16 protein-coding genes are annotated in these 17972 nt (G+C 72.0%); 5 read left to right on the top strand and 11 right to left on the bottom strand.

Annotated features, from left to right (window positions below; all coding sequences use genetic code 11):
- Nucleotides 1-212 precede the first annotated feature (212 nt).
- On the bottom strand, nucleotides 213-581 hold the full coding sequence (locus tag AB0C15_RS17265; protein ID WP_357352900.1) for a DUF3499 domain-containing protein: 369 nt from the start codon (nucleotides 579-581) through the stop codon (nucleotides 213-215).
- 153 nt (nucleotides 582-734) lie between these two features.
- Here AB0C15_RS17265 and AB0C15_RS17260 point away from each other — a divergent pair, with 153 nt between their 5' ends.
- On the top strand, nucleotides 735-1184 hold the full coding sequence (locus AB0C15_RS17260) for a metallopeptidase family protein (protein ID WP_074316962.1): 450 nt from the start codon (nucleotides 735-737) through the stop codon (nucleotides 1182-1184).
- Nucleotides 1185-1470: 286 nt separating this feature from the next.
- Here the strand turns inward: AB0C15_RS17260 and AB0C15_RS17255 are convergent, their stop codons facing one another.
- The 6 genes from AB0C15_RS17255 to AB0C15_RS17230 all read right to left on the bottom strand — a co-directional run bounded on the left by AB0C15_RS17255 (nucleotide 1471) and on the right by AB0C15_RS17230 (nucleotide 8421).
- The gene (locus AB0C15_RS17255; protein WP_088986255.1) at nucleotides 1471-1728 is read right to left on the bottom strand and encodes a WhiB family transcriptional regulator; all 258 of its coding nucleotides are present in this window, start codon (nucleotides 1726-1728) and stop codon (nucleotides 1471-1473) included.
- 458 nt (nucleotides 1729-2186) lie between these two features.
- A complete protein-coding gene (locus AB0C15_RS17250; protein ID WP_357352898.1) occupies nucleotides 2187-2516 on the bottom strand; it encodes a phospholipase in 330 nt (109 codons plus the stop codon).
- A 20-nt stretch (nucleotides 2517-2536) separates the two neighbouring features.
- Nucleotides 2537-3931 (bottom strand): DUF4331 domain-containing protein, encoded by a 1395-nt coding sequence (locus tag AB0C15_RS17245; RefSeq protein ID WP_357352896.1) that lies wholly within the window; start codon nucleotides 3929-3931, stop codon nucleotides 2537-2539.
- Between the two features lie 51 nt (nucleotides 3932-3982).
- On the bottom strand, nucleotides 3983-4261 hold the full coding sequence (locus AB0C15_RS17240; RefSeq protein WP_357352894.1) for a hypothetical protein: 279 nt from the start codon (nucleotides 4259-4261) through the stop codon (nucleotides 3983-3985).
- 162 nt (nucleotides 4262-4423) lie between these two features.
- The gene (locus tag AB0C15_RS17235; RefSeq protein ID WP_357352892.1) at nucleotides 4424-6967 is read right to left on the bottom strand and encodes a bifunctional FO biosynthesis protein CofGH; all 2544 of its coding nucleotides are present in this window, start codon (nucleotides 6965-6967) and stop codon (nucleotides 4424-4426) included.
- A 362-nt stretch (nucleotides 6968-7329) separates the two neighbouring features.
- Complete coding sequence (locus AB0C15_RS17230; RefSeq protein ID WP_357352890.1) at nucleotides 7330-8421, bottom strand: hypothetical protein; 1092 nt, start codon at nucleotides 8419-8421, stop codon at nucleotides 7330-7332.
- A 97-nt stretch (nucleotides 8422-8518) separates the two neighbouring features.
- Here AB0C15_RS17230 and cofD point away from each other — a divergent pair, with 97 nt between their 5' ends.
- Nucleotides 8519-9466: a 2-phospho-L-lactate transferase gene (cofD, locus tag AB0C15_RS17225; protein WP_357352888.1), complete on the top strand. Its 948-nt coding sequence runs from the start codon at nucleotides 8519-8521 to the stop codon at nucleotides 9464-9466.
- A complete protein-coding gene (locus AB0C15_RS17220; RefSeq protein ID WP_357352886.1) occupies nucleotides 9463-10548 on the top strand; it encodes a coenzyme F420-0:L-glutamate ligase in 1086 nt (361 codons plus the stop codon). The genes cofD and AB0C15_RS17220 overlap by 4 nt, the downstream gene beginning before the upstream one ends.
- Nucleotides 10549-10626: 78 nt before the next feature.
- Here AB0C15_RS17220 and AB0C15_RS17215 read toward each other — a convergent pair whose 3' ends face one another.
- A complete protein-coding gene (locus tag AB0C15_RS17215; protein WP_357352884.1) occupies nucleotides 10627-11619 on the bottom strand; it encodes a winged helix-turn-helix domain-containing protein in 993 nt (330 codons plus the stop codon).
- Between the two features lie 428 nt (nucleotides 11620-12047).
- Between AB0C15_RS17215 and AB0C15_RS17210 the strand changes: the two genes are divergently transcribed.
- Nucleotides 12048-12584, top strand: coding sequence for an NUDIX domain-containing protein (locus tag AB0C15_RS17210; protein WP_357352932.1), 537 nt, complete (start codon nucleotides 12048-12050; stop codon nucleotides 12582-12584).
- On the opposite strand, the gene AB0C15_RS17205 is transcribed toward AB0C15_RS17210, so the two are convergent.
- A complete protein-coding gene (locus tag AB0C15_RS17205; RefSeq protein WP_357352882.1) occupies nucleotides 12553-13644 on the bottom strand; it encodes a sugar phosphate nucleotidyltransferase in 1092 nt (363 codons plus the stop codon). The two genes, AB0C15_RS17210 and AB0C15_RS17205, sit on opposite strands and share 32 nt — an antisense overlap.
- A gap of 63 nt (nucleotides 13645-13707) precedes the next feature.
- Nucleotides 13708-14853, bottom strand: coding sequence for a glycosyltransferase family 1 protein (locus AB0C15_RS17200; protein WP_357352880.1), 1146 nt, complete (start codon nucleotides 14851-14853; stop codon nucleotides 13708-13710).
- 154 nt (nucleotides 14854-15007) lie between these two features.
- Here AB0C15_RS17200 and AB0C15_RS17195 point away from each other — a divergent pair, with 154 nt between their 5' ends.
- Complete coding sequence (locus AB0C15_RS17195) at nucleotides 15008-15697, top strand: TIGR03089 family protein (RefSeq protein ID WP_357352878.1); 690 nt, start codon at nucleotides 15008-15010, stop codon at nucleotides 15695-15697.
- Nucleotides 15698-15953: 256 nt separating this feature from the next.
- On the opposite strand, the gene AB0C15_RS17190 is transcribed toward AB0C15_RS17195, so the two are convergent.
- A complete protein-coding gene (locus AB0C15_RS17190; RefSeq protein ID WP_357352876.1) occupies nucleotides 15954-17963 on the bottom strand; it encodes an acetoacetate--CoA ligase in 2010 nt (669 codons plus the stop codon).
- Nucleotides 17964-17972: the final 9 nt, after the last annotated feature.

The following is a 17972-nucleotide window of genomic DNA, read 5'->3' as shown; positions in this document are numbered from 1 at the left end:
CCCACCCCCGCCCCCGCCCCCGCCCCCGCCCCCGACGATGTTGATCAAGAGGTTTGCGTCAAGAACACGCCGATCGGTGACCGAAACGTCTTGATCAACACCTGCGGGCGGGTGCGCCGGAGGGGGTGGGGGTGGGGATGGGGATGGGGCGGGGCGGGGCGGGGCGGGGGCGGCGGGCTGGGCCAGGGGGCGGCGGCGTTGGGGCGGGGCTGTTAGTGGTTGGGGGGGATTACCCGGAGGTGGCCTCGGCGGCCGGTCTGGTGGGGGTTCTCCGGGTGGTGCTGGTCCGGCTCCGGGGGGCGGGGGGCCGGGCGGGCAGCTTCACGGACCGCTTCAGCGAGTGCGACCAGGTCGTCGGTGGTGGGCGGCGGGGGCTCGAACTCGCCCTCGTGCCGGACGACGTCCCAGCCCCGTGGCGCGGTCAGGCTGCGGGCGTGCGGCTCGCACAGGTCGTACGTGTGCGGCTCGGCGAACGCGGCCAGCGGCCCCACCACCGCTGTCGACTCGTTGTAGACATAGGTCAATGTGGCGACCGCTTGCCGGGGGCAGCCGTTACGGGAGCAGCGCCGTGGTGACCTCACGTGCGGCAGGGTATCTCCATTACCGGGTCCGGCGCACCGCTTCGCGTTGCGACACGCCCGTCATGGTGATCACAGTCGACCGTCCTGGACGCGCCGCGCCACGGGAACGGCGCTGCCGCTGACCGGCCCGACGCGGGCGCTACCCTTTGCTTCATGACCAGCCCGGAACACCGCCGCCCCGGCTCCGGCCGGCGTGCGCACCGCGACCGCCACGGACGCGGCCTGCGCGGGCGGCTGGTGCCGGCCACCGTGCCGTTGGCGCGGACCAAGGCCGAGGTCTTCGACGACCTGGTCCTGGACACCGTCGAGACGCTGGAGCGTCGGTTCGCCAAGGAGTTGGCGGGTGTCGAGTTCGCGGTCGAGGACGTCCCGCCGGATTTGAACGTCTACGACTCCGACGTGCTGGAGGACGGCGAGGTCCCGCTGGCCCGCTTGCTGCCCGGCCGGCCGGGCCGGCAGGAGGTGCCGCCGCGGATCGTGCTGTACCGACGGCCCCTGGAGTTCCGGGCCATGGACCGTGAGGACCTCGCCGATCTCGTCCATGACGTGATCATCGAACAGGTGGCGAACCTCCTGGGGGTCGACCCCGACGAGCTGGCCTGAGCGATCCCCCCGCAGGCAAGGCCGAGCACACCACCCCAGCAAGCAGGCCGAGCACACCCCACGAGCCAGACCGAGCGCACACCCCCGCAAGCAAGGCCGAGCGCACCCCGCGTGCCAGGCTGAACGGTCCCCCGGCAACGAGCCAGACCGAGCGCACCCCGCGTGCCAGGCCGAACGGCCCCCCGCAACGAGCCAGACCTAGCGCACCCCCGCGCGCTGGACCGACTCGGTCAGGCTGCCGAGCGGCGCGAGTCGGGCGGCCCCCGCCGCCTCGACCGCACACCGCTCAGGCGGCCCGCCGCTTCAACTTGCGCCGCTCCCGCTCGGAGAGCCCACCCCAGATACCGAACCGCTCGTCGTGACCCAGCGCGTATTCGAGGCACTCGGTCTTGACCTCGCAGCGCCCACAGATCCTCTTCGCCTCGCGGGTCGAACCGCCCTTCTCGGGAAAGAACGCCTCGGGGTCGGTCTGCGAGCACAACGCCCGCTCCTGCCACTCCGGCGCGTTTCCGAGCAGGTCGGCCACCTCAAGCTGGCCGTCCATCAATTGCCTCCTTGTCGCGCACCGGCGTCATCGCCGCTGCAACCCCCCACGCGAAAGGCGTGCTTGTCCGTCCGGTCCCGTTTTGTTGCGTTCCGCGCGAACAACCCCATTCAAATTACACGCGTGTAATGCGTGCGCCGTCAAGCCAAACTTGATAATGGAGTCGCCCTCCCGACACCCCCGGTCGGCCACTCGGGCCGACCAGCCTCGCAACCTGCCCTATCGATTCAGACCCCGGCCGAGTAACGCCCTCTCCGGCGAGTTGCCCGACTTTTCTGCCGTGGCGCTTCCCGGACGGCTCGCCGCCCGGGGCGTGACAGACATCCCCACCCTTAAGCTGATCTTGGTGGGGGACAGGTTAACGCGGCGCGGCGCAGACTGCCCGTCAAGCTGCGGACAGCACTCACGCCCCGTCCACATTGTGGACGGGGCGTGGCGGTGAGAACGAGGTGTCGAGGTCAGCCAGCGACCCCAAAACCACTGCTCGGCCAGGCAAACTCGGCTATCGCTCCACCATGGACAGAGATGGTGCCGGCGGGCGTACGATCGTCCCACCAGACGGTATAAATCCCGCTCGGCAGATCGGGGTAGACCGCACTGTGGAACGAGCCGTCGCGCACCAGACGTTCGCGTACCGCCGAGTGGACCCGCCGGTCACCGTCACGACTGATCTCGATCTCCCGACCGTGCAGGTCGCGACCCGTGTAGACGATCAGGGCACCGGTGTCGCCGCCCAGATCGAGGACGACACTCCCAGTCTCCGACGGCCCGTAGGCGTGCTCGTGCATCCGCTCGCTCTCCGTCCCGGTCAGGACGCCGCCGGCGGGTTGTTGAACCCGTCGTACGGCGTACCCAGATAGGGGAATTTTCCGAGGAACGGCGCGGTCACATCGGCGGCGCTCAGCCCCGGGGTGACCGCGGCGGCCGCCGCGTCCGGTCGGAACGTCTTGTCCACGAGTGGGACGGTCACCCCGGCGATCGCCCGCAACGCGATGCTGACCACGTCGTCACCGACCCGCCGGCCGTTCGGGTACCCGGCCAGGTCACCACCGAGCACCCCGAACCGGTCCGGGCTCCTGGACGGCGGGATCGCGGTGTTCAGTCGCAGCATGTCGGCCTGCACGTCGCCGGTGGTGTTGGTGAAGCCGTCGATCAGCCCGGCCGGTACGCCGGTGAGCAGGATCGCCACCAGGTCGGCGCGGGCCTTCTTCGCCTTGGTGAGCTTGTCGAGGTTCGGGAAGACGTCCGGGTAGAGCGCGGGCAGCAACGCGGCCAGCTCCGGCTGCTCGACGAACTTGGCGAACCGCTTGTCCTCCGACGGCGGCAGCGTGTTCCACTGGTCCTTCTTGGACATCGGCACGATGACCTCGTTGAACAGGGGATTACCCAGCCGCGAGACCTGGGTGAACGGGCCGGTGGAGGTGTCCGCCCCACCCCGGTCGCCGAGCACCCGCACCTGGCGGCGCGACGCCGACGTCCACACCCCGATCACCGAGGCGCGGTCGGCGGCACCGTAGCGGTTGGCGCGCCGACGCACCCGCTCCAGCGGCACCTGCACCGCGATGCTGTGCACGTTCATCCGGTCGGTGGCGTTGACCGGCTCCCCCTCGGCCTTGAAGATCTTCTTTCCGGCGACGTGCAGCTGCTGGAACGGCCGCAGCGTGCCCAGATCGAAGATCGCACCGAGGTCGACGAAGAACCCGTCGGCGCGCTGCCCGGCGAAGACCCGCTCCCCGGTGGAGAGCGAGTAGGTGGCCTGCCGCACCAGCTCGGCGTACTTCGGGGTGGACAGCGGGCCGACGTTGCACGGGGGGCACTGCAGCTTGTGCGCCAGCCGGTGCTCGCGGCCGTCGGCCACCCGGGTCAGGCTGTAGAACTGCCGCCGGTTCCAGTTCTTGCTGTCGAGCGAGTCGATCGGCCCGGTGTTGTAGAGAAAGCTGTTCGGGTTCGTGATCTCGGTGGTGAACTCGAACCGATAGGTGACATCCGGACGACCGTCGCCGTCGTTGTCGATATGGATCTCGTACCGCACGTCGTCGCCGAACTCGAAGAAGTTCGGTCCCCCGGAGGGGAGCTGCAACGGCACGTAGTTGGCGATCAACGTGACCGTGTCGCGCTTGTCGGGGCTGACGAACGCGTACAGGTCGGAGCTGTCGGCGACCGGATCCTTGGCGATCTCCGGGGCCTCGCGGTGGGAAGACATGACGGACCAACCTCACTGGGCGGGGACAGGATGGCGGAGCGGGGTGTCGGGTCAGCGCCGGGCGGCGCGCCGCAGCCGGTCCGCCAGGCCGCGGTCGCGTACCTCGATCCGGGTCTCACCGACGAAGACGTCCATCGTTCCGGAGTCGGCGTCACGCAGGTGCACGACGATGGGTTCGTCGGCCCGCCCGGACGCGCCGGGGGCGTTCTGCGCGGCCGACAGGCCGGGCACGGTGAGCGCGGCGGCGCCGAGGGTGGCGCTTGCCGCGGCGGTCAACGTCTGCCGGCGGGTCAGTCGCGGCCACTGCCGCTTCCGCTGATCACTGGTCATGGGCAACCTTTCCGGCGGTGGCGCGAACGCGCCCGCGGAGACGGACGGGTCCGGTGCCGTCTCGCGACGCCGCCGGGCCCCTGAGGGGACACCGGCGGCGGTCCTCGCCGCGACCGCCACCGGCATCGCGTGGTACGGCCGGCGGCGGGGAAAGGTTCGACGTCAGGGCCGGGCGTGACCGTACGCAGTCGACCGCTTGCGCGCCGGACGACCGGCGGCCTTCGCGATGGCCCGCAACTGCTCCTCGGTACGCGCCGACCCGTTGTCGGAGCCGGCCATCCGGGAGATCGTCTCCTCCATCAGCGTGCCGCCGAGGTCGTTGCAGCCACCCTGGAGCATCGCGACGGTGCCCTCGTCGCCGAGCTTCACCCAGGAGCACTGGATGTTGTCGATCCGGCCGTGCAACAGCAACCGGGACATGGCGTGCACCACCCGGTTCTCCCGCCAGGTCGGCCCGGGTCGGGCGATACCCGCCAGATAGATCGGAGCATTCGTGTGCACGAAGGGCAGCGCCACGAACTCGGTGAACCCACCGGTGCGGTCCTGCACCCCGGCCAGCACCCGGAAGTGCGCAAGCCACTGCCCGGGGTGGTCGACGTGGCCGTACATCATCGTGGAGCTGGACCGGATGCCCAGCTCGTGGGCGGTGCTCACCACCTCGACCCAGGCGGCGGCCGGAAGTTTGCCCTTGGTCAGCACCCAGCGCACGTCGTCGTCGAGGATCTCGGCGGCGGTGCCGGGGATGGTGTCCAGCCCGGCCTCGCGCAGCTGGAGCAACCAGTCACGAATCGGCACCCCGGCCTTCGCGGCGGCGGTGACGATCTCCATAGGCGAGAACGCGTGCACGTGCATCTCGGGCACCCGGGCCTTGATGGCGCGCACGATGTCGGCGTACCCGGTGACCGGCATCTTCGGGTCGATGCCGCCCTGGAGGCACACCTCGCTGGCACCGGCCGCCCACGCCTGCTCGGCCCGGTCCGCCACCTGCTCGACCGAGAGCCGGTACGCGTCGGCGTCCCGCTCCCGCTGCGCAAAGGCACAGAAACGGCAGCCCACGTAGCAGACGTTGCTGAAGTTGATGTTGCGGTTGACCACGTAGGTGACATCGTCGCCGACCGCGTCGCGGCGCACGTCGTCGGCGAGCCGGCACAACTCGTCGAGCGCCGACCCGTCCGCGCCGAACAACGCCAGCGCGGCATCGGTGTGCCGGGGGTCGAGCAACGCCGCCGGGTCGTCGGCGGCGAGCCGCAACCCCGCCGTCAGGTCACGGTCCGCGCCACTTCCGGCCGGTGCCAGAGGTACGCCGTTACGGCGGGCCTCCGCCTCGGGCGTGACCTTGCCGGCCACCTCGGACCAGTCACCGTAGACGCTGTCGAAGTCGCCACGCCGGTCGTCGGTCCGGCCGGTGGTGTCGATTGTGGCGTGCAGGTCCACCCGCCCGCCGAACACCTCCTCCGGCTCCTGCCAGGGGCGGCCCTGCGGAATTGTGGATTCGACCGCCATGCCGGTGCCCGGGTCGGCCAGCGCGCTCACGTGCGGCAGCAGCCGTGGGTCGAGCCACGGGTCGCCCGCGCGCACGTACTCCGGGTAGATCGTCAACCGCTCCCGCAGCGTGAACCCGGCCAACTCGGTGTGCCGGGCCAACTCCTCGATCTGCGGCCAGGGGCGCTCCGGGTTGACGTGGTCGGGGGTGAGCGGGGAAACGCCACCCCAGTCGTCGATGCCGGCGCGCAGCAGCAGCTCGTACTCGCCGGCGATGAGGTTCGGCGGGGCCTGGATCCGGGCCTTCGGGCCGAGCAGCAACCGGGCCACCGCCACCGTGGCGGCCAGGTCGTGCAACTCCGCGTCGGGCATGCCGCGCATCGCCGTGTCCGGCTTGGCCCGGAAGTTCTGCACGATCACCTCCTGGAGGTGCCCGTACTCCCGGTGGGCGCGGCGGATCGCGAACAGCGCGTCCACCCGTTCCGCCGGGGTCTCCCCGATGCCGATCAGGATGCCTGTGGTGAACGGCACCCCGACCCGGCCCGCGTCCTCGAGCACCCGCAACCGGACCGCCGGCTCCTTGTCCGGTGACCCGAAGTGCGGGCCACCCGGCTCCGACCAGAGCCGGGTCGCAGTCGTCTCCAGCATCATCCCCATGCTCGGCGCGACCGGCTTGAGTCGCTGCAACTCCGACCAGGACAGCACCCCCGGGTTGAGGTGCGGCAGCAGACCGGTCTCCTCAAGCACCGCGACCGCGCAGGCGCGCAGGTAGTCCAGGGTCGAGTCGTACCCGCGCTCGTCCAACCAGGTCCGGGCCGCCGGCCAGCGCTCCTCCGGCCGGTCACCCAGAGTGAACAGCGCCTCCTTGCAGCCCTGCGCGGCACCGGCCCGGGCGATCGCGAGGACCTCGTCGCGATCCAGGAACGGCGCAGGCAGCCGGTGCGGCACGGTGGCGAAGGTGCAGTAGTGGCAGCGGTCCCGACAGAGCCGGGTCAGCGGGATGAAAACCTTCTTGGAGTACGTGACCACGCCCGGCCGCCCGGCGTCCCGCAGCCCCGCGTCGCGGACCCCACCGGCGATGTGGAGCAACTCGTCGAGCGCGGCACCGCGAGCGGACAGCAGCGCGGTCGCCTCGTCGACATCAAGCGCCCGCCCGTTCGCGGCCCGGCCCAGGGCCCGCCGCACGCTCGCATCGCTCGGAACCGGATGGGTGCGATCAACCATCCACTCACCCTATGCGCAGCGCGACAACACCAAACCAGTCCCCACCACGCCCGTGGCCCATCACGCCCCGCCCCCACCGCGCTTCACTCCGATACCCGGCCCCGCCCCGCCCCGCCCGCGCCCCGCCCCGCCCGGCCCCGCCCCGCCCGCGCCCCGCCCCGCCGATCAAGGAGTTGTGGTGGGTGACAAAGCGCCTCGTAAGGCGTGAATCCGGCATCATAACTCCATGATCGACGGAGCCGAGGCGGCCGTGGTTCGCGATCTTGCAGTTTGTGTCCCGACTTAGGGGACATATGTTTTGTTTCGACCACCGAAAGTGCAAGATCGCCGCGGGGCAGCGGGGCAGCGGGGCAGGCTTCGGGTTAGCGGGGCTGGTCGGGGTGGTCGTTCGGCTTGATGTGTTGGGTGCGGTCGTTGTCCGGGTCGGTGGGGTGGGAGATGACCTCGGTCGGGTCCGCAGACTGGCGCGGGATCGCCTGGGTGGGGTCGGCCGACGGTGGCTGCCCGAACGGCGGCGCGGCCGGGGACGGCGCGGCCGGGGACGGTGGCGTCGACTGGGGAGTGGGGTTCGCCGGGGGCGCCGACTGCGGGTGCGGCGAGGCCGACTGCGGGTGCGGCGGCGCGGACTGCGGGTGCGGCGAGGCCGACTGCGGGAACGGCGGCGCGGACTGCGGGTGCGGCGAGGCCGACTGCGGGAACGGCGGCGCGGACTGCGGGTGCGGCGAGGCCGACTGCGGGTGCGGCGGGGCGGACTGCGGGGCCTGGAACGGCGGTGACTGCTGGCCGTACTGGCCGGCGTGCGGGTAACCAACCGGTTGACCGGCCTGCGGGTAGCCGCCGGGCTGGCCGGGAGTGGGCCACCCGCCCTGCGGCTGGCCTCCGGGCTGACCCGGGGCCGGCCATCCGCCCTGCTGCTGCGGCCAGCCCGACGGGGCCTGGCCGGGCTGGCCGTACACGCCAGGTTGGGGCTTGGGTCGCGGCACGTAGTAATGGGCGCGCCAGATGGTGTAGACCGCCCAGGCGGCGATCGCAAAGATCACCATCCAGGCGAACCGGGTGAGCACACCGAGCAGCGCGTCGAGCACCTCGGCCTCGGCCAGCCGGCCCACCGTCCAGATCAGCGTGGTCAGCGTGCCGAAGACGGCGCTCACCGCGTACTCGATGAGAGCTGTCTGCGTGATCAGCTTGGCCTTCGGCAGCACCGGCGAGATGTGCGTGGCCAGCAGCACCGCCAGCAGCGGGAGGCTCACGGCCTCCACCCCGATGAACGTGTCGAAGGCGGCGCCGGCACGACCCGTGGAGGAGCCGTCCGGGGTGATCAGCCGGAGCAGTCCCACGAACAGGAACACGGCGTTGGCACCGAGCAGCGCGAGCGCGGCGAGCTCACGTAGTGGCTTGGTGAGCTGGCGGGCCTGCGTCGCATTGGAGGACGCGGGCTCGGCGGGGCTGGTCACGAGCTCCCCCTCGGGGCTGAACGGACAGGGCGCACGTGAGCCTAGTCTCCCGGGCCAGCCACGGATCGGAGGCGTCACGTGCGCGAGGATGGTCGACATGCGCATCGTGGTTCTGGCCGGCGGCATCGGCGGCGCCCGCTTCCTGCTCGGGGTCCGGGCGTACGCCCGTGCTGTCGGCGCGGAGGTGACCGCCGTGGTCAACGTCGGCGACGACCTGTGGTTGCACGGGTTGAAGATCTGCCCCGACCTGGACAGCGTCATGTACACGCTCGGCGGGGGCGCCGACCCGGAACGGGGCTGGGGTCGGGTCGGCGAGAGCTGGACGGTCAAGCAGGAGTTGGCCGCGTACGGGGCGGAGCCGACCTGGTTCGGTCTCGGCGACAAGGACATCGCCACCCATCTGGTCCGCAGCACCATGCTCAACGGTGGTTACCCGTTGAGCGCGGTGACCGAGGCGCTCGCCAGCCGCTGGGAGCCGGGCGTACGCCTGTTGCCGGCAACGGACGACCGGCTGGAGACCCACGCCGTGGTGGAGGACGACCAGGGGCAGCGGGCGATCCACTTCCAGGAGTGGTGGGTGCGGTACCGGGCCGACATCGCGACGCACCGTTTCGTGTTCGTCGGCGCGGAGTCGGCGAAGCCGGCACCGGGAGTGCTGGACGCCGTCGCCTCGGCCGACCTGGTGTTGATCGCGCCGAGCAACCCGGTGGTGAGTGTGGCGCCGGTGCTGGCCGTACCCGGGCTGCGTGCGGCCGTGGCGGACGGCCCGGCACCGGTGGTGGGCGTCTCCCCGATCATCGGCGGCGCGCCGGTCCGGGGGATGGCCGATCGTTGTCTGGCGGTGCTCGGCGTCGAGTGCAGCGCGGCGGGTGTGGGTCGCCTCTACGGCGGCCGGGCCAGCGGCGGCCTGCTCGACGGTTGGCTGGTGGCCGAGGAGGACGCGGGCACGGTGGTGCCCGAGGTGACGGTCCGCGCGGTGCCGCTGCGGATGACCGACGAGGCGGCGACGGCGGCAATGGTCCGCGCCGCGGTGGAGTTGACGTGAGGCTGGAGATTCTGCCGGTGCTCGGCATCGGTCACGTGACCGAGGGTGACGACCTGGCCGCGGTGATCGCGACCGCCGCGCCGTGGTTGCGCAACGGGGACGTGCTGGTGGTGACCAGCAAGATCGTCTCGAAGGCGGAGGGGCGGCTTGTCGACGTACCTGCGGACGGGCCGGAACGGCTGGCCGCACGGGACGAGGTTCTCGCCGGTGAGACCGCGCGGGTGGTGGCCAGCCGGGGGGCGACCCGGATCGTGCAGACCCATCACGGCTTCGTGATGGCCTCGGCGGGGATCGACGCGTCGAACGTGGACAAGACCCAACTGGTGTTGCTGCCGGTCGACCCGGACGCCTCGGCGCGGGCTCTGCGCGACGCGCTGCGGGAGCGCTACGACCTGGACGTGGCGGTGATCGTCAGCGACACGATGGGTCGGCCGTGGCGCAACGGGCTCACCGACGTGGCGCTCGGTGTGGCCGGGATGCCCGCCATCCGTGACCACCGGGGTGAGATCGACCCGTACGGCAACGAGTTGCAGTTGACCCAGATGGCCGTGGTGGACGAGCTGGCGGGTGCCGGCGAGCTGATCAAGGGCAAGTGCGACCAGGTCCCCGTCGCGGTGGTGCGGGGCTACCTGCCCGCCACCGACCCGGACGACACCGGTGGCGCGCGGGTGTTGGTCCGCGACGCGGCACAGGACCTGTTCTCACTCGGTACCGCCGAGGCCCGCGCCGCCGGGCTCGTCGACGCCGCCACCCTGGCCGACGGTCCCGGCCCGACACCGGCCGACCTGACCGCGGTACGGCGGGCGATCGACGCGGTCGCCGGGGTGGTCGCCCCCGGCACCGTCTTCACCCTGATCGACGAAGCCGAGGTACGCGCCGGCCTGGTCGCCGAGATGCCCGGCTGGCCGGACGGCGCCGACCTGCTGCTCGGCTCGGCCCCGGCTCCCGTCGAACCGATCGGTCTGGTCCGCTTCGGTGCCGACCTGCACCGGCTGCGCGTCGCCCTGGCCGCCGAGGGCGTCGGATCGACCCTGCTGCCGCCACCACCGGGCAGCCCGGCGAGCGCCGCCCTCGCCCTGTAACCCGGGCGGGCGCTCGCCCTTCGAGTCGGGCGGGTCACGGCACGCGGGCCGACGAGCGCTGTGCGCCGGACGGCCGGGTCACGCGTCGAGCATGGCCCGGCCCAACGGGGTCAGCGTGTGCAGCACGCTGTTGCGTTCCCGGTGGCTGACCAGCAGGCCAGCGTTGCGCAGCACGGTGGCGTGCTGGCTCGCCGCCGCCGGTGAGATGTTGAGCTGGCGGGCGACCTCACCTGTGGTGCAGCCCTCGTCGCTGGCCTCCAGGACCGCCGCCCTGGTGCGGCCCAACAGCGCGGCGAGTGAGTCGCGGCCGGCACCGGACGCGGCGCCGGCATCGGCGGACACCAGCGCGCCGAGCCGATCCACCGGGTAGACGAGCACCGGTGGTAGCGCCGGGTCGAGCAGCGCGACCGGAGTGGCCGCGCAGAAGAACGACGGCACCAGCAGCAGCCCTCGGCCGTCGAGGTGCAGCTCCCGGCTGTGCGGGTAGTTGCGGACCTCCAGCACCCCGCTGTCCCACCGCATCGCCGGACGGAGGCTGGTGAGCAGACCCTCGACACCGCCGTCGAGCAGCGCCCGCGCCCGTCGCGCGCGGTCCGCCGCCACCGCTGCCTGGATCCGACTCCAGTACGGGCTGATCGCCAACGATCGGTACTGCTCCATCGACTCGGCCAGGTGGTGCAGCACCGCCACCTCGCCCCGGGCCAGCGCGGCCGCCGAGGAGGGCAGTTGGTTCTCGGCGGCAAGCACGCTCAGGTCACGGTGCAGCAACTCGGCGGGCGTACGGCGGAGCGCGTCCAGCCCGGCCTCGAAGCCCTCGACGCTCGCGTACGGAGTGAGGAAGTCGGGGAAGTAGCCGCGCGGCGGGCTCAGGGCGAAGAGCAGACGGAGTTGCTCGGAGGAGGCGTCCTGGCGCAGATCCCGGGCAACGCTGCGTCGCCAGTTGGCCGTCAACGGGTCACGGGTGCGGCCGCGCAGCACGTGCAGGCTGAGGACCAGCTCCCAGACCGGGTCGGCCGCTGGCGCCACCCGGGTCCGGAGGATGTCCTCCCCAGAAAAGTGGATCTTCAGCATGGAGCGCTCCCGTGTCGCCGGCAGGGGGGTGCCGGATGACCGTTCGACTGTACCTGGCCGGCAGTAATCTCCATCTTTAAGTCTGGGCTGAAAAACCTCGACGCCCCCCGTTCCCGTTCGGCATGCTTCCCATGCCCGAACACGGCGCCGCGCGTCTCGAACGCCTGTGCGGCCGGGGGCACCGGGACCGGGGAGGCCCCGGTGATCGGACGGCACCACGAGGGTCTGCGGCCCTTGCTCCGCGGAGGTGCCGTCCGGTCATCCCGCCCCCACCCGTCGAGCCGAAGACGCACATCCAGCCGTCGTGGTGGGCGAGCGCCCGGAGCACACACTCGTACAGTGGCGGGGTGCCCGACACCGTGATCACCGGACCGATCCCCCACCCGACCGACCCCGAGGCGTACGCGACGCTGCACGCCGACGCGACCATGTTGCTCGAGGGCTGGCAGCCCACCAGCCCGGACGCGGCCAGTGCGCGGGAGCGGACCCTCGCGCTGCTCGCCGCCGGCCCGGTCGCGATGAGCCGGCAACACCGCCCAGGGCACATCACCGCCAGCGCGTTGGTGCTGGACTCCACCGGCTCCCGGGTGCTGCTCTGCCTGCACGGCAAGTTCGGGCGCTGGGTGCAGCTCGGCGGGCACTGCGAACCGACCGACCAGACGGTGGTCGCCGCCGCGCTCCGTGAGGCCACCGAGGAGTCCGGGATCGCCGGCCTGCGCATCGACCCGGTGCCGATCGACCTGGACGTGCACCAGGTGCAGTGCCAGGGCGGCTCGGCGCACCACGACATCCGGTTCGCCGTGCTCGCCCCGCCCTCGGCGGTGGAGCAGGTCAGCGACGAAGCCGAGGCGCTGGGCTGGTTCCCACCGGACCAACTGCCCGAGCCGTTGGCCGGTGGAACCGTACAGCTTGTCGCACCGGCCCTCGCAGCCCTCAGACGTAAGCCTCTTCGCCTCGCCTCTTGAGCTCGTCGACCAGGACCTTGACGTCCTGCGCCCGGTCGCGCGGGCAGACCAGCACCGCGTCCGGGGTGTCCACCACGATCAGGTCGCGCAGACCGAGGACGGCCACCAACCGACCCGACTGCGGGACGACCACGAGGTTGCTGCTGTCGCGCAGCAGCACACCCGGCTTGGCCTCCGTGCCGAGCACCACGTTGTTCGCCTCGTCGGCCGGCAGCACGTCGCCGAGGGTGTGGAAGTCACCGACGTCGTTCCAGCCGAAGTCGCCCGGCACCGTCGCGACGCGACCCGCCGTGGCCGCACCCTCCATCACCGCGTAGTCGACGGAGATCTTCGGCAGGGTCGGCCAGATCGCGCCCAGGACCTCGTCCTGCTCCGGAGTGCCCCAGGCAGCGGCGATCGCGGCGACGCCGGCGTGCAGCGCCGGCTGCTGGCGGGCCAGTTCGGCGAGGAAGACGTCCACCCGCCACACGAACATGCTCGCGTTCCACAGGTGCCGGCCCGAACGGACGTACGCCTCGGCGACCTCGGCGCCCGGCTTCTCCTTGAACTCGGCCACCGGCCGCCACGGCACACCCTCGGTCGGATCGCCGGTCTCCAGGTAGCCGTAGCCGGTCTCCGCGCGGGTCGGGGTGATCCCGACGGTCATCAGCATGCCCTGCTCGGCACCCCGGACCGCCTCCTGGACGGTGCAGACCCAGCTGTCCGGGTCGCGGATCAGGTGGTCGGCGGCGAAGCTGCCCATCACCGCGTTCGGGTCGCGGGTCGCGATCACCGCCGCGGCCAACGCGATCGCCGCGCAGGAGTCCCGTGGGGAGGGCTCGACCAGGATGTTCTCCTCCGGCAGCACGGTCAGCTGCCGTGCCACAGCCGTGACGTGCGCGGCCCCGGTGACCACAAGGGTTCGATCCGGTGTGGTCAGCGGCGCGAGCCGTTCCACAGTCGCCTGGAGTAGCGAGGCGCTGGTGCCGGTCAGCGGGTGGAGGAACTTGGGATGGCCGGCGCGGGACAACGGCCACAACCTCGTGCCGCTGCCACCTGCCGGAATGACCGCATAGAGCATCCGCACATCATGCCCGACGTACCTGCCGGGAGTGGCCCGGGTCACCGGCAGCGACCCGGAGGGTCAGGCGCGGGCGCGACTCCACGCGGCGATGTGCACCTCGGCGCTGGACCCCCAGGTGAACTCCTTGGCCCGGTCGAAGCCCGCCTTCGCCAGCGACAACCGCCGCTGCTCGTCGTCGAGCAGGGCGGCCAGGTCGGTGGCGATCTGCTCCGGGTCCTCCGAGGTGTACGCGACGGCGTCGCCGCCCACCTCGGGCAGCGAGAGCCGGGGCGTGGTCAGCACCGGGGCGGCGCACGCCATCGCCTCCAGGATCGGCAGCCCGAACCCCTCGCCGTAGGACGGGTACGCGGCGACCAGGGCCCCACCGAGGAAACCGGGGAGGTCGGCGTAGCGCAGGTAGCCGGGACGCAGCAGCCGCAGGTGCGACGGAACCTCCGCCACCGCCCGGTCGATGTCGTCGTCGTGCCCCTGCCCACCGGCGATGACCAGGGCCGGAGGGTCGGACCGGTCGGCCACCGCCCGGGCCCACCCACGAATCAGATTGGGTACGTTCTTGCGCGGCTCCTTGGCCCCGAGGAACGCGACGTAGCTGCTGTTGCCGAGCCCCAGCCGGGCACGGACGCGGGCCTTCTCCTCCTCGGTGGGAGCGTGGAAGGCTGCCTGGTCGACACCGTGGTAGGCCACGTCGATCCGCGTCGGGTCGGCGTCGAGGAGCCGGATCAGCTCGTCCCGGGTGGCCTTGCTGGGCACGATCACCCGGTCGGCGCGGCGCAGCGAGGTCTTGATGGCGCTGCGGAAGAACGTGCGGCGGGACTTGTCGTAGTGCTCCGGCTCGGTGAAGAACGTCGCGTCGTGCACGGTGACCGTGACCGGGCAGCCGGCCCGCAGCGGGCAGGTGTAGAACGGCGAGTGCAGCACCTGCGCGCCGACCTGCTGGGCGAGCAGTGGCAGGCCGGTCTGCTCCCAGGCGAGCCGGGCCGGGCGATGGGCCACGGCGGCCGGAGCGGGGATGATCTCCGCGCCGGGCAGCATCCGGGTGTAACGCTCCAGGTCGGTGCGGAGGCTGACCACCGCCAGCTCCACCCCCGACCCGCACACCTTGCCGAGGGCACCGAGCAGACCGTCGACGTAGCGACCGACGCCACCACGGTCGGCGGGGACACTCGTGGCGTCGATGAGCACGCGGGGCGGGCGACCGGCGGTCACGGGGCGACTCCTTGCACTGGCGGGGTTGTGGGGAAAAACACTCCGGGGCCCAAGCCTACGCCGGAGCGTGGGGGCGGCGCTGACTGCGACCCGACGGTACGCCGACTTGTCATCGCCATCGAGTACGGCCGGCGGGGGCGTATCGTTCGCGCCGATGGCCGACAATATTGCCCGGGTCTTCGCCGACGCGATCGCGACCGACCCGACCAGACCGCTGCTCACCTGGTACGACGACGCCAGCGGTGACCGCACCGAACTGTCCGGCGTCACCCTGGCGAACTGGGTGTCGAAGACCGCCAACCTCCTCGTCGACGAGGTGGGCCTCGCCCCGGGCACTCCGGCCGGCGTGCTGCTGCCGCCGCACTGGCAGACCGCGGCGGTGCTGCTGGGCTGCTGGTCGGCCAAGCTCAGCGTTGTCGACACGCCGGGCGACGTGGGAGTGCTCTTCGCCGCCGCCGACCAGTTCGACGAGGCGCAGTCCTGGTCCGCCGACGAGCGGTACGCACTCGGGCTGGCCCCGCTCGCCGCCCCGCTTCGGCAGGTGCCGCCCGGGTTCGCCGACTACGTCGTCGAGGTACGCGGACACGGCGACCACTTCACGCCACAGTCCGGCCCCGGCCCTGCCGACGCGCACCTGCTGGCCCGGGCCGAGGCCCGCGCGACCGAGTTGGGCATCGATCCGGGCGCGCGGATCCTCGTCGACGCCGACCGGCACCCCGACCCGGTCGATTGGTTGCTGGCCCCGCTGACCCGAGCCGCCACGGTGGTCCTCTGCGCCAACCAGGACCCCGCCCGCCTGGACGGCAGGTTGACCGCGGAGAAGGTCACGCACTCCCTCCGGTAGTGCGGTCGCGGTGCGCTGGGGATGTCCAAGGTGATCGCGTCCCGCCAGAGGGCCGATGAGGCGCCGCCTCAGCCTTTGCTCTGCTGCCGCCAACGCGCCACCCACCACCCGCCACCCGCCGACTCAGCCTTTGCTCTGCTGCCGCCAACGCGCCACCCACCACCCGCCACCCGCGAAGTGGCGCTTCGGCGGCAGCAGAGCAAAGGGAAATTCCACCGCGGGTGCGGCCACGTCGTCACGACGGGAGGTGGAGATGTCAGACGCGCGTACCGGTCGGAGGGCGGCGCTGGGCCAGGGCGGCGAAGGCGGTCAGTGACTCGGGGTTGGCCAGGGCGCCCTTGGCTGCGGCCTGGTCGACCGGGGTGCCGGTGAGGATCTTCTTGACCGGCACCTCCAGCTTCTTGGCCGAGAGGGTACGCGGCACCGCACGCACCTGATGGATCTCGTCGGGCACGTGCCGTGGGGAGAGCGCCGTCCGCAGTTCCCGGCAGATCTTCGTGCGCATCGGGTCGTCCAACTCCAGCCCCTCGGCCAGCACCACGAAGAGCAGCAGCTCACCGGCACCGCCCTCGCCGTCCTCCAGGTGGACGACGACCGAGTCGAGCACCTCGTCGAGCCCCTCGACCACCGAGTAGAACTCGGCGGTGCCGAGCCGTACCCCGCCGCGGTTGAGGGTGGCGTCGGAGCGCCCGGTGATCACGCAACCACCTCGCTCGTTGATGGTGATCCAGTCGCCGTGCCGCCAGACACCCGGGTAGACGTCGAAGTACGCCTCGGAGTAGCGGGTGCCGTCCGGGTCGTTCCAGAAGCCGACCGGCATGCTCGGCATCGGCTCGGTGATCACCAACTCGCCCAGCTCGCCGATGACCGGCGTGCCGTCGGCGGAGCGTGCCTCCACCTTGGCGCCCAACGCCCGGCAGGCGATCTCACCGGCGTGGACCGGCAGCAGCGGCACTCCGCCGACGAACCCGGTGCACACGTCGGTGCCACCGGAGAGCGACTGGAGCTGGAGGCGGTCGCCGACGGTCTCGTACACCCAGCGGAAGCCCTCGGCGGGCAGCGGCGCCCCGGTGGAACCCACGCCGCGCAGCGCCGACAGGTCGGCGACCTCCCGGGGGATCAACCCGGCCTTGCGGCAGGCCAGCAGGTACGGCGCGGAGGTACCGAAGTACGTGGTGCCGGTCTCCGCCGCCAGCCGCCACAGCCCGCCGAGGTCAGGTTCAGCCGGCTGGCCGGGCTCCGCCCGGACCGCAGGGTTGCCGTCGAAGAGCACGATGGCCGCGCCAACCGCCGGGCCGGAGACCAGGAAGTTCCACATCATCCACCCGGTGGTGGTGAACCAGAAGAACCTGTCGGCCGGGCCAAGGTCGTGGTGCAGGGCGAGCATCTTCAGGTGCTCCAGCAGGATGCCGCCGTGGCCGTGCACGATCGCCTTCGGCAGCCCGGTGGTCCCCGAGGAGTAGAGCACGTAGAGCGGGTGGTCGAACGGCACCGGCGTGAAGGTCAACGGCTCGTCGGTGGGCGCGGCCAGATCCTCCCAGCTCAGCGCGCCGTCCGGCGCGGGGCCGGTCGGGTCGAGGTAGCCGATGCTGACGGTGTGGCGCAGCGACGGCAGGGCGGCCCGGATCGCGGCGACCTCGGCGCGCCGGTCCACCGGCCTGTCGCCGTACCGGTAGCCGTCCACCGCGACGAGCACGGTCGGCTCGATCTGCTGCCACCTGTCGGTGACACTGCGGGTGCCGAACTCGGGCGCACAGGACGAGAAGATCGCGCCGAGGCCGGCGGTGGCAAGCAGCAGCACGTACGTCTCGGTGATGTTCGGGGCGTACGCCGCCACTCGGTCACCGGCGGTGACGCCGAGCCGGCGCAGCCCGGCCGACACCCGGCGGACCTGCTCGCGCAGCTCGGCGGCGGTGAGCGTGACCGGCGGGCGGGTCTGCCCGTGGGAGATCACCACCGGGTCGTCGTCGGCCCGACCCGGCATCCGCAGCACGTTCTCCGCGTAGTTGAGGGTGGCGCCGGGGAACCAGCGGGCGCCGGGCATCCCCCGCTCGGCCAGCGTGGCGGCCGGCGGGGTGTGCGCGATCACCTCGAAGTGGTCCCAGATCGAGCGCCAGAACCCGTCCAGGTCGGTGGTGGACCAGCGCCACAGCGCGTCGTAGTCGGCGAAGTCCAACCCGCGGTGCTCCGACAGCCAGCGCAGGTAGGCACCGATCCGGGACCGCTCGCGTACGTCCGCCGGCGGCGCCCACAGCATGTCACCCACTGCTCCACC

The organism is Micromonospora sp. NPDC048835, from assembly GCF_040649995.1.
GTDB lineage: Bacteria > Actinomycetota > Actinomycetes > Mycobacteriales > Micromonosporaceae > Micromonospora.
The sequence above is the reverse complement of the archived record's forward strand: the minus strand, read 5'-3'. Positions and strand labels throughout refer to the sequence as shown.

Excerpts from the sequence above, each read along its gene's own strand:
- AB0C15_RS17240 (WP_357352894.1), bottom strand. The coding sequence starts at position 4,261 with ATGACCAGTGATCAGCGGAAGCGGCAGTGGCCGCGACTGACCCGCCGG.
- AB0C15_RS17215 (WP_357352884.1), bottom strand. The coding sequence starts at position 11,619 with ATGCTGAAGATCCACTTTTCTGGGGAGGACATCCTCCGGACCCGGGTG.
- AB0C15_RS17260 (WP_074316962.1), top strand. The coding sequence starts at position 735 with ATGACCAGCCCGGAACACCGCCGCCCCGGCTCCGGCCGGCGTGCGCAC.
- cofD (WP_357352888.1), top strand. The coding sequence starts at position 8,519 with ATGCGCATCGTGGTTCTGGCCGGCGGCATCGGCGGCGCCCGCTTCCTG.
- AB0C15_RS17255 (WP_088986255.1), bottom strand. The coding sequence starts at position 1,728 with ATGGACGGCCAGCTTGAGGTGGCCGACCTGCTCGGAAACGCGCCGGAG.
- AB0C15_RS17195 (WP_357352878.1), top strand. The coding sequence starts at position 15,008 with ATGGCCGACAATATTGCCCGGGTCTTCGCCGACGCGATCGCGACCGAC.
- AB0C15_RS17210 (WP_357352932.1), top strand. The coding sequence starts at position 12,048 with ATGTTGCTCGAGGGCTGGCAGCCCACCAGCCCGGACGCGGCCAGTGCG.
- AB0C15_RS17205 (WP_357352882.1), bottom strand. The coding sequence starts at position 13,644 with ATGCTCTATGCGGTCATTCCGGCAGGTGGCAGCGGCACGAGGTTGTGG.
- AB0C15_RS17245 (WP_357352896.1), bottom strand. The coding sequence starts at position 3,931 with ATGTCTTCCCACCGCGAGGCCCCGGAGATCGCCAAGGATCCGGTCGCC.
- AB0C15_RS17235 (WP_357352892.1), bottom strand. The coding sequence starts at position 6,967 with ATGGTTGATCGCACCCATCCGGTTCCGAGCGATGCGAGCGTGCGGCGG.
- AB0C15_RS17250 (WP_357352898.1), bottom strand. The coding sequence starts at position 2,516 with ATGCACGAGCACGCCTACGGGCCGTCGGAGACTGGGAGTGTCGTCCTC.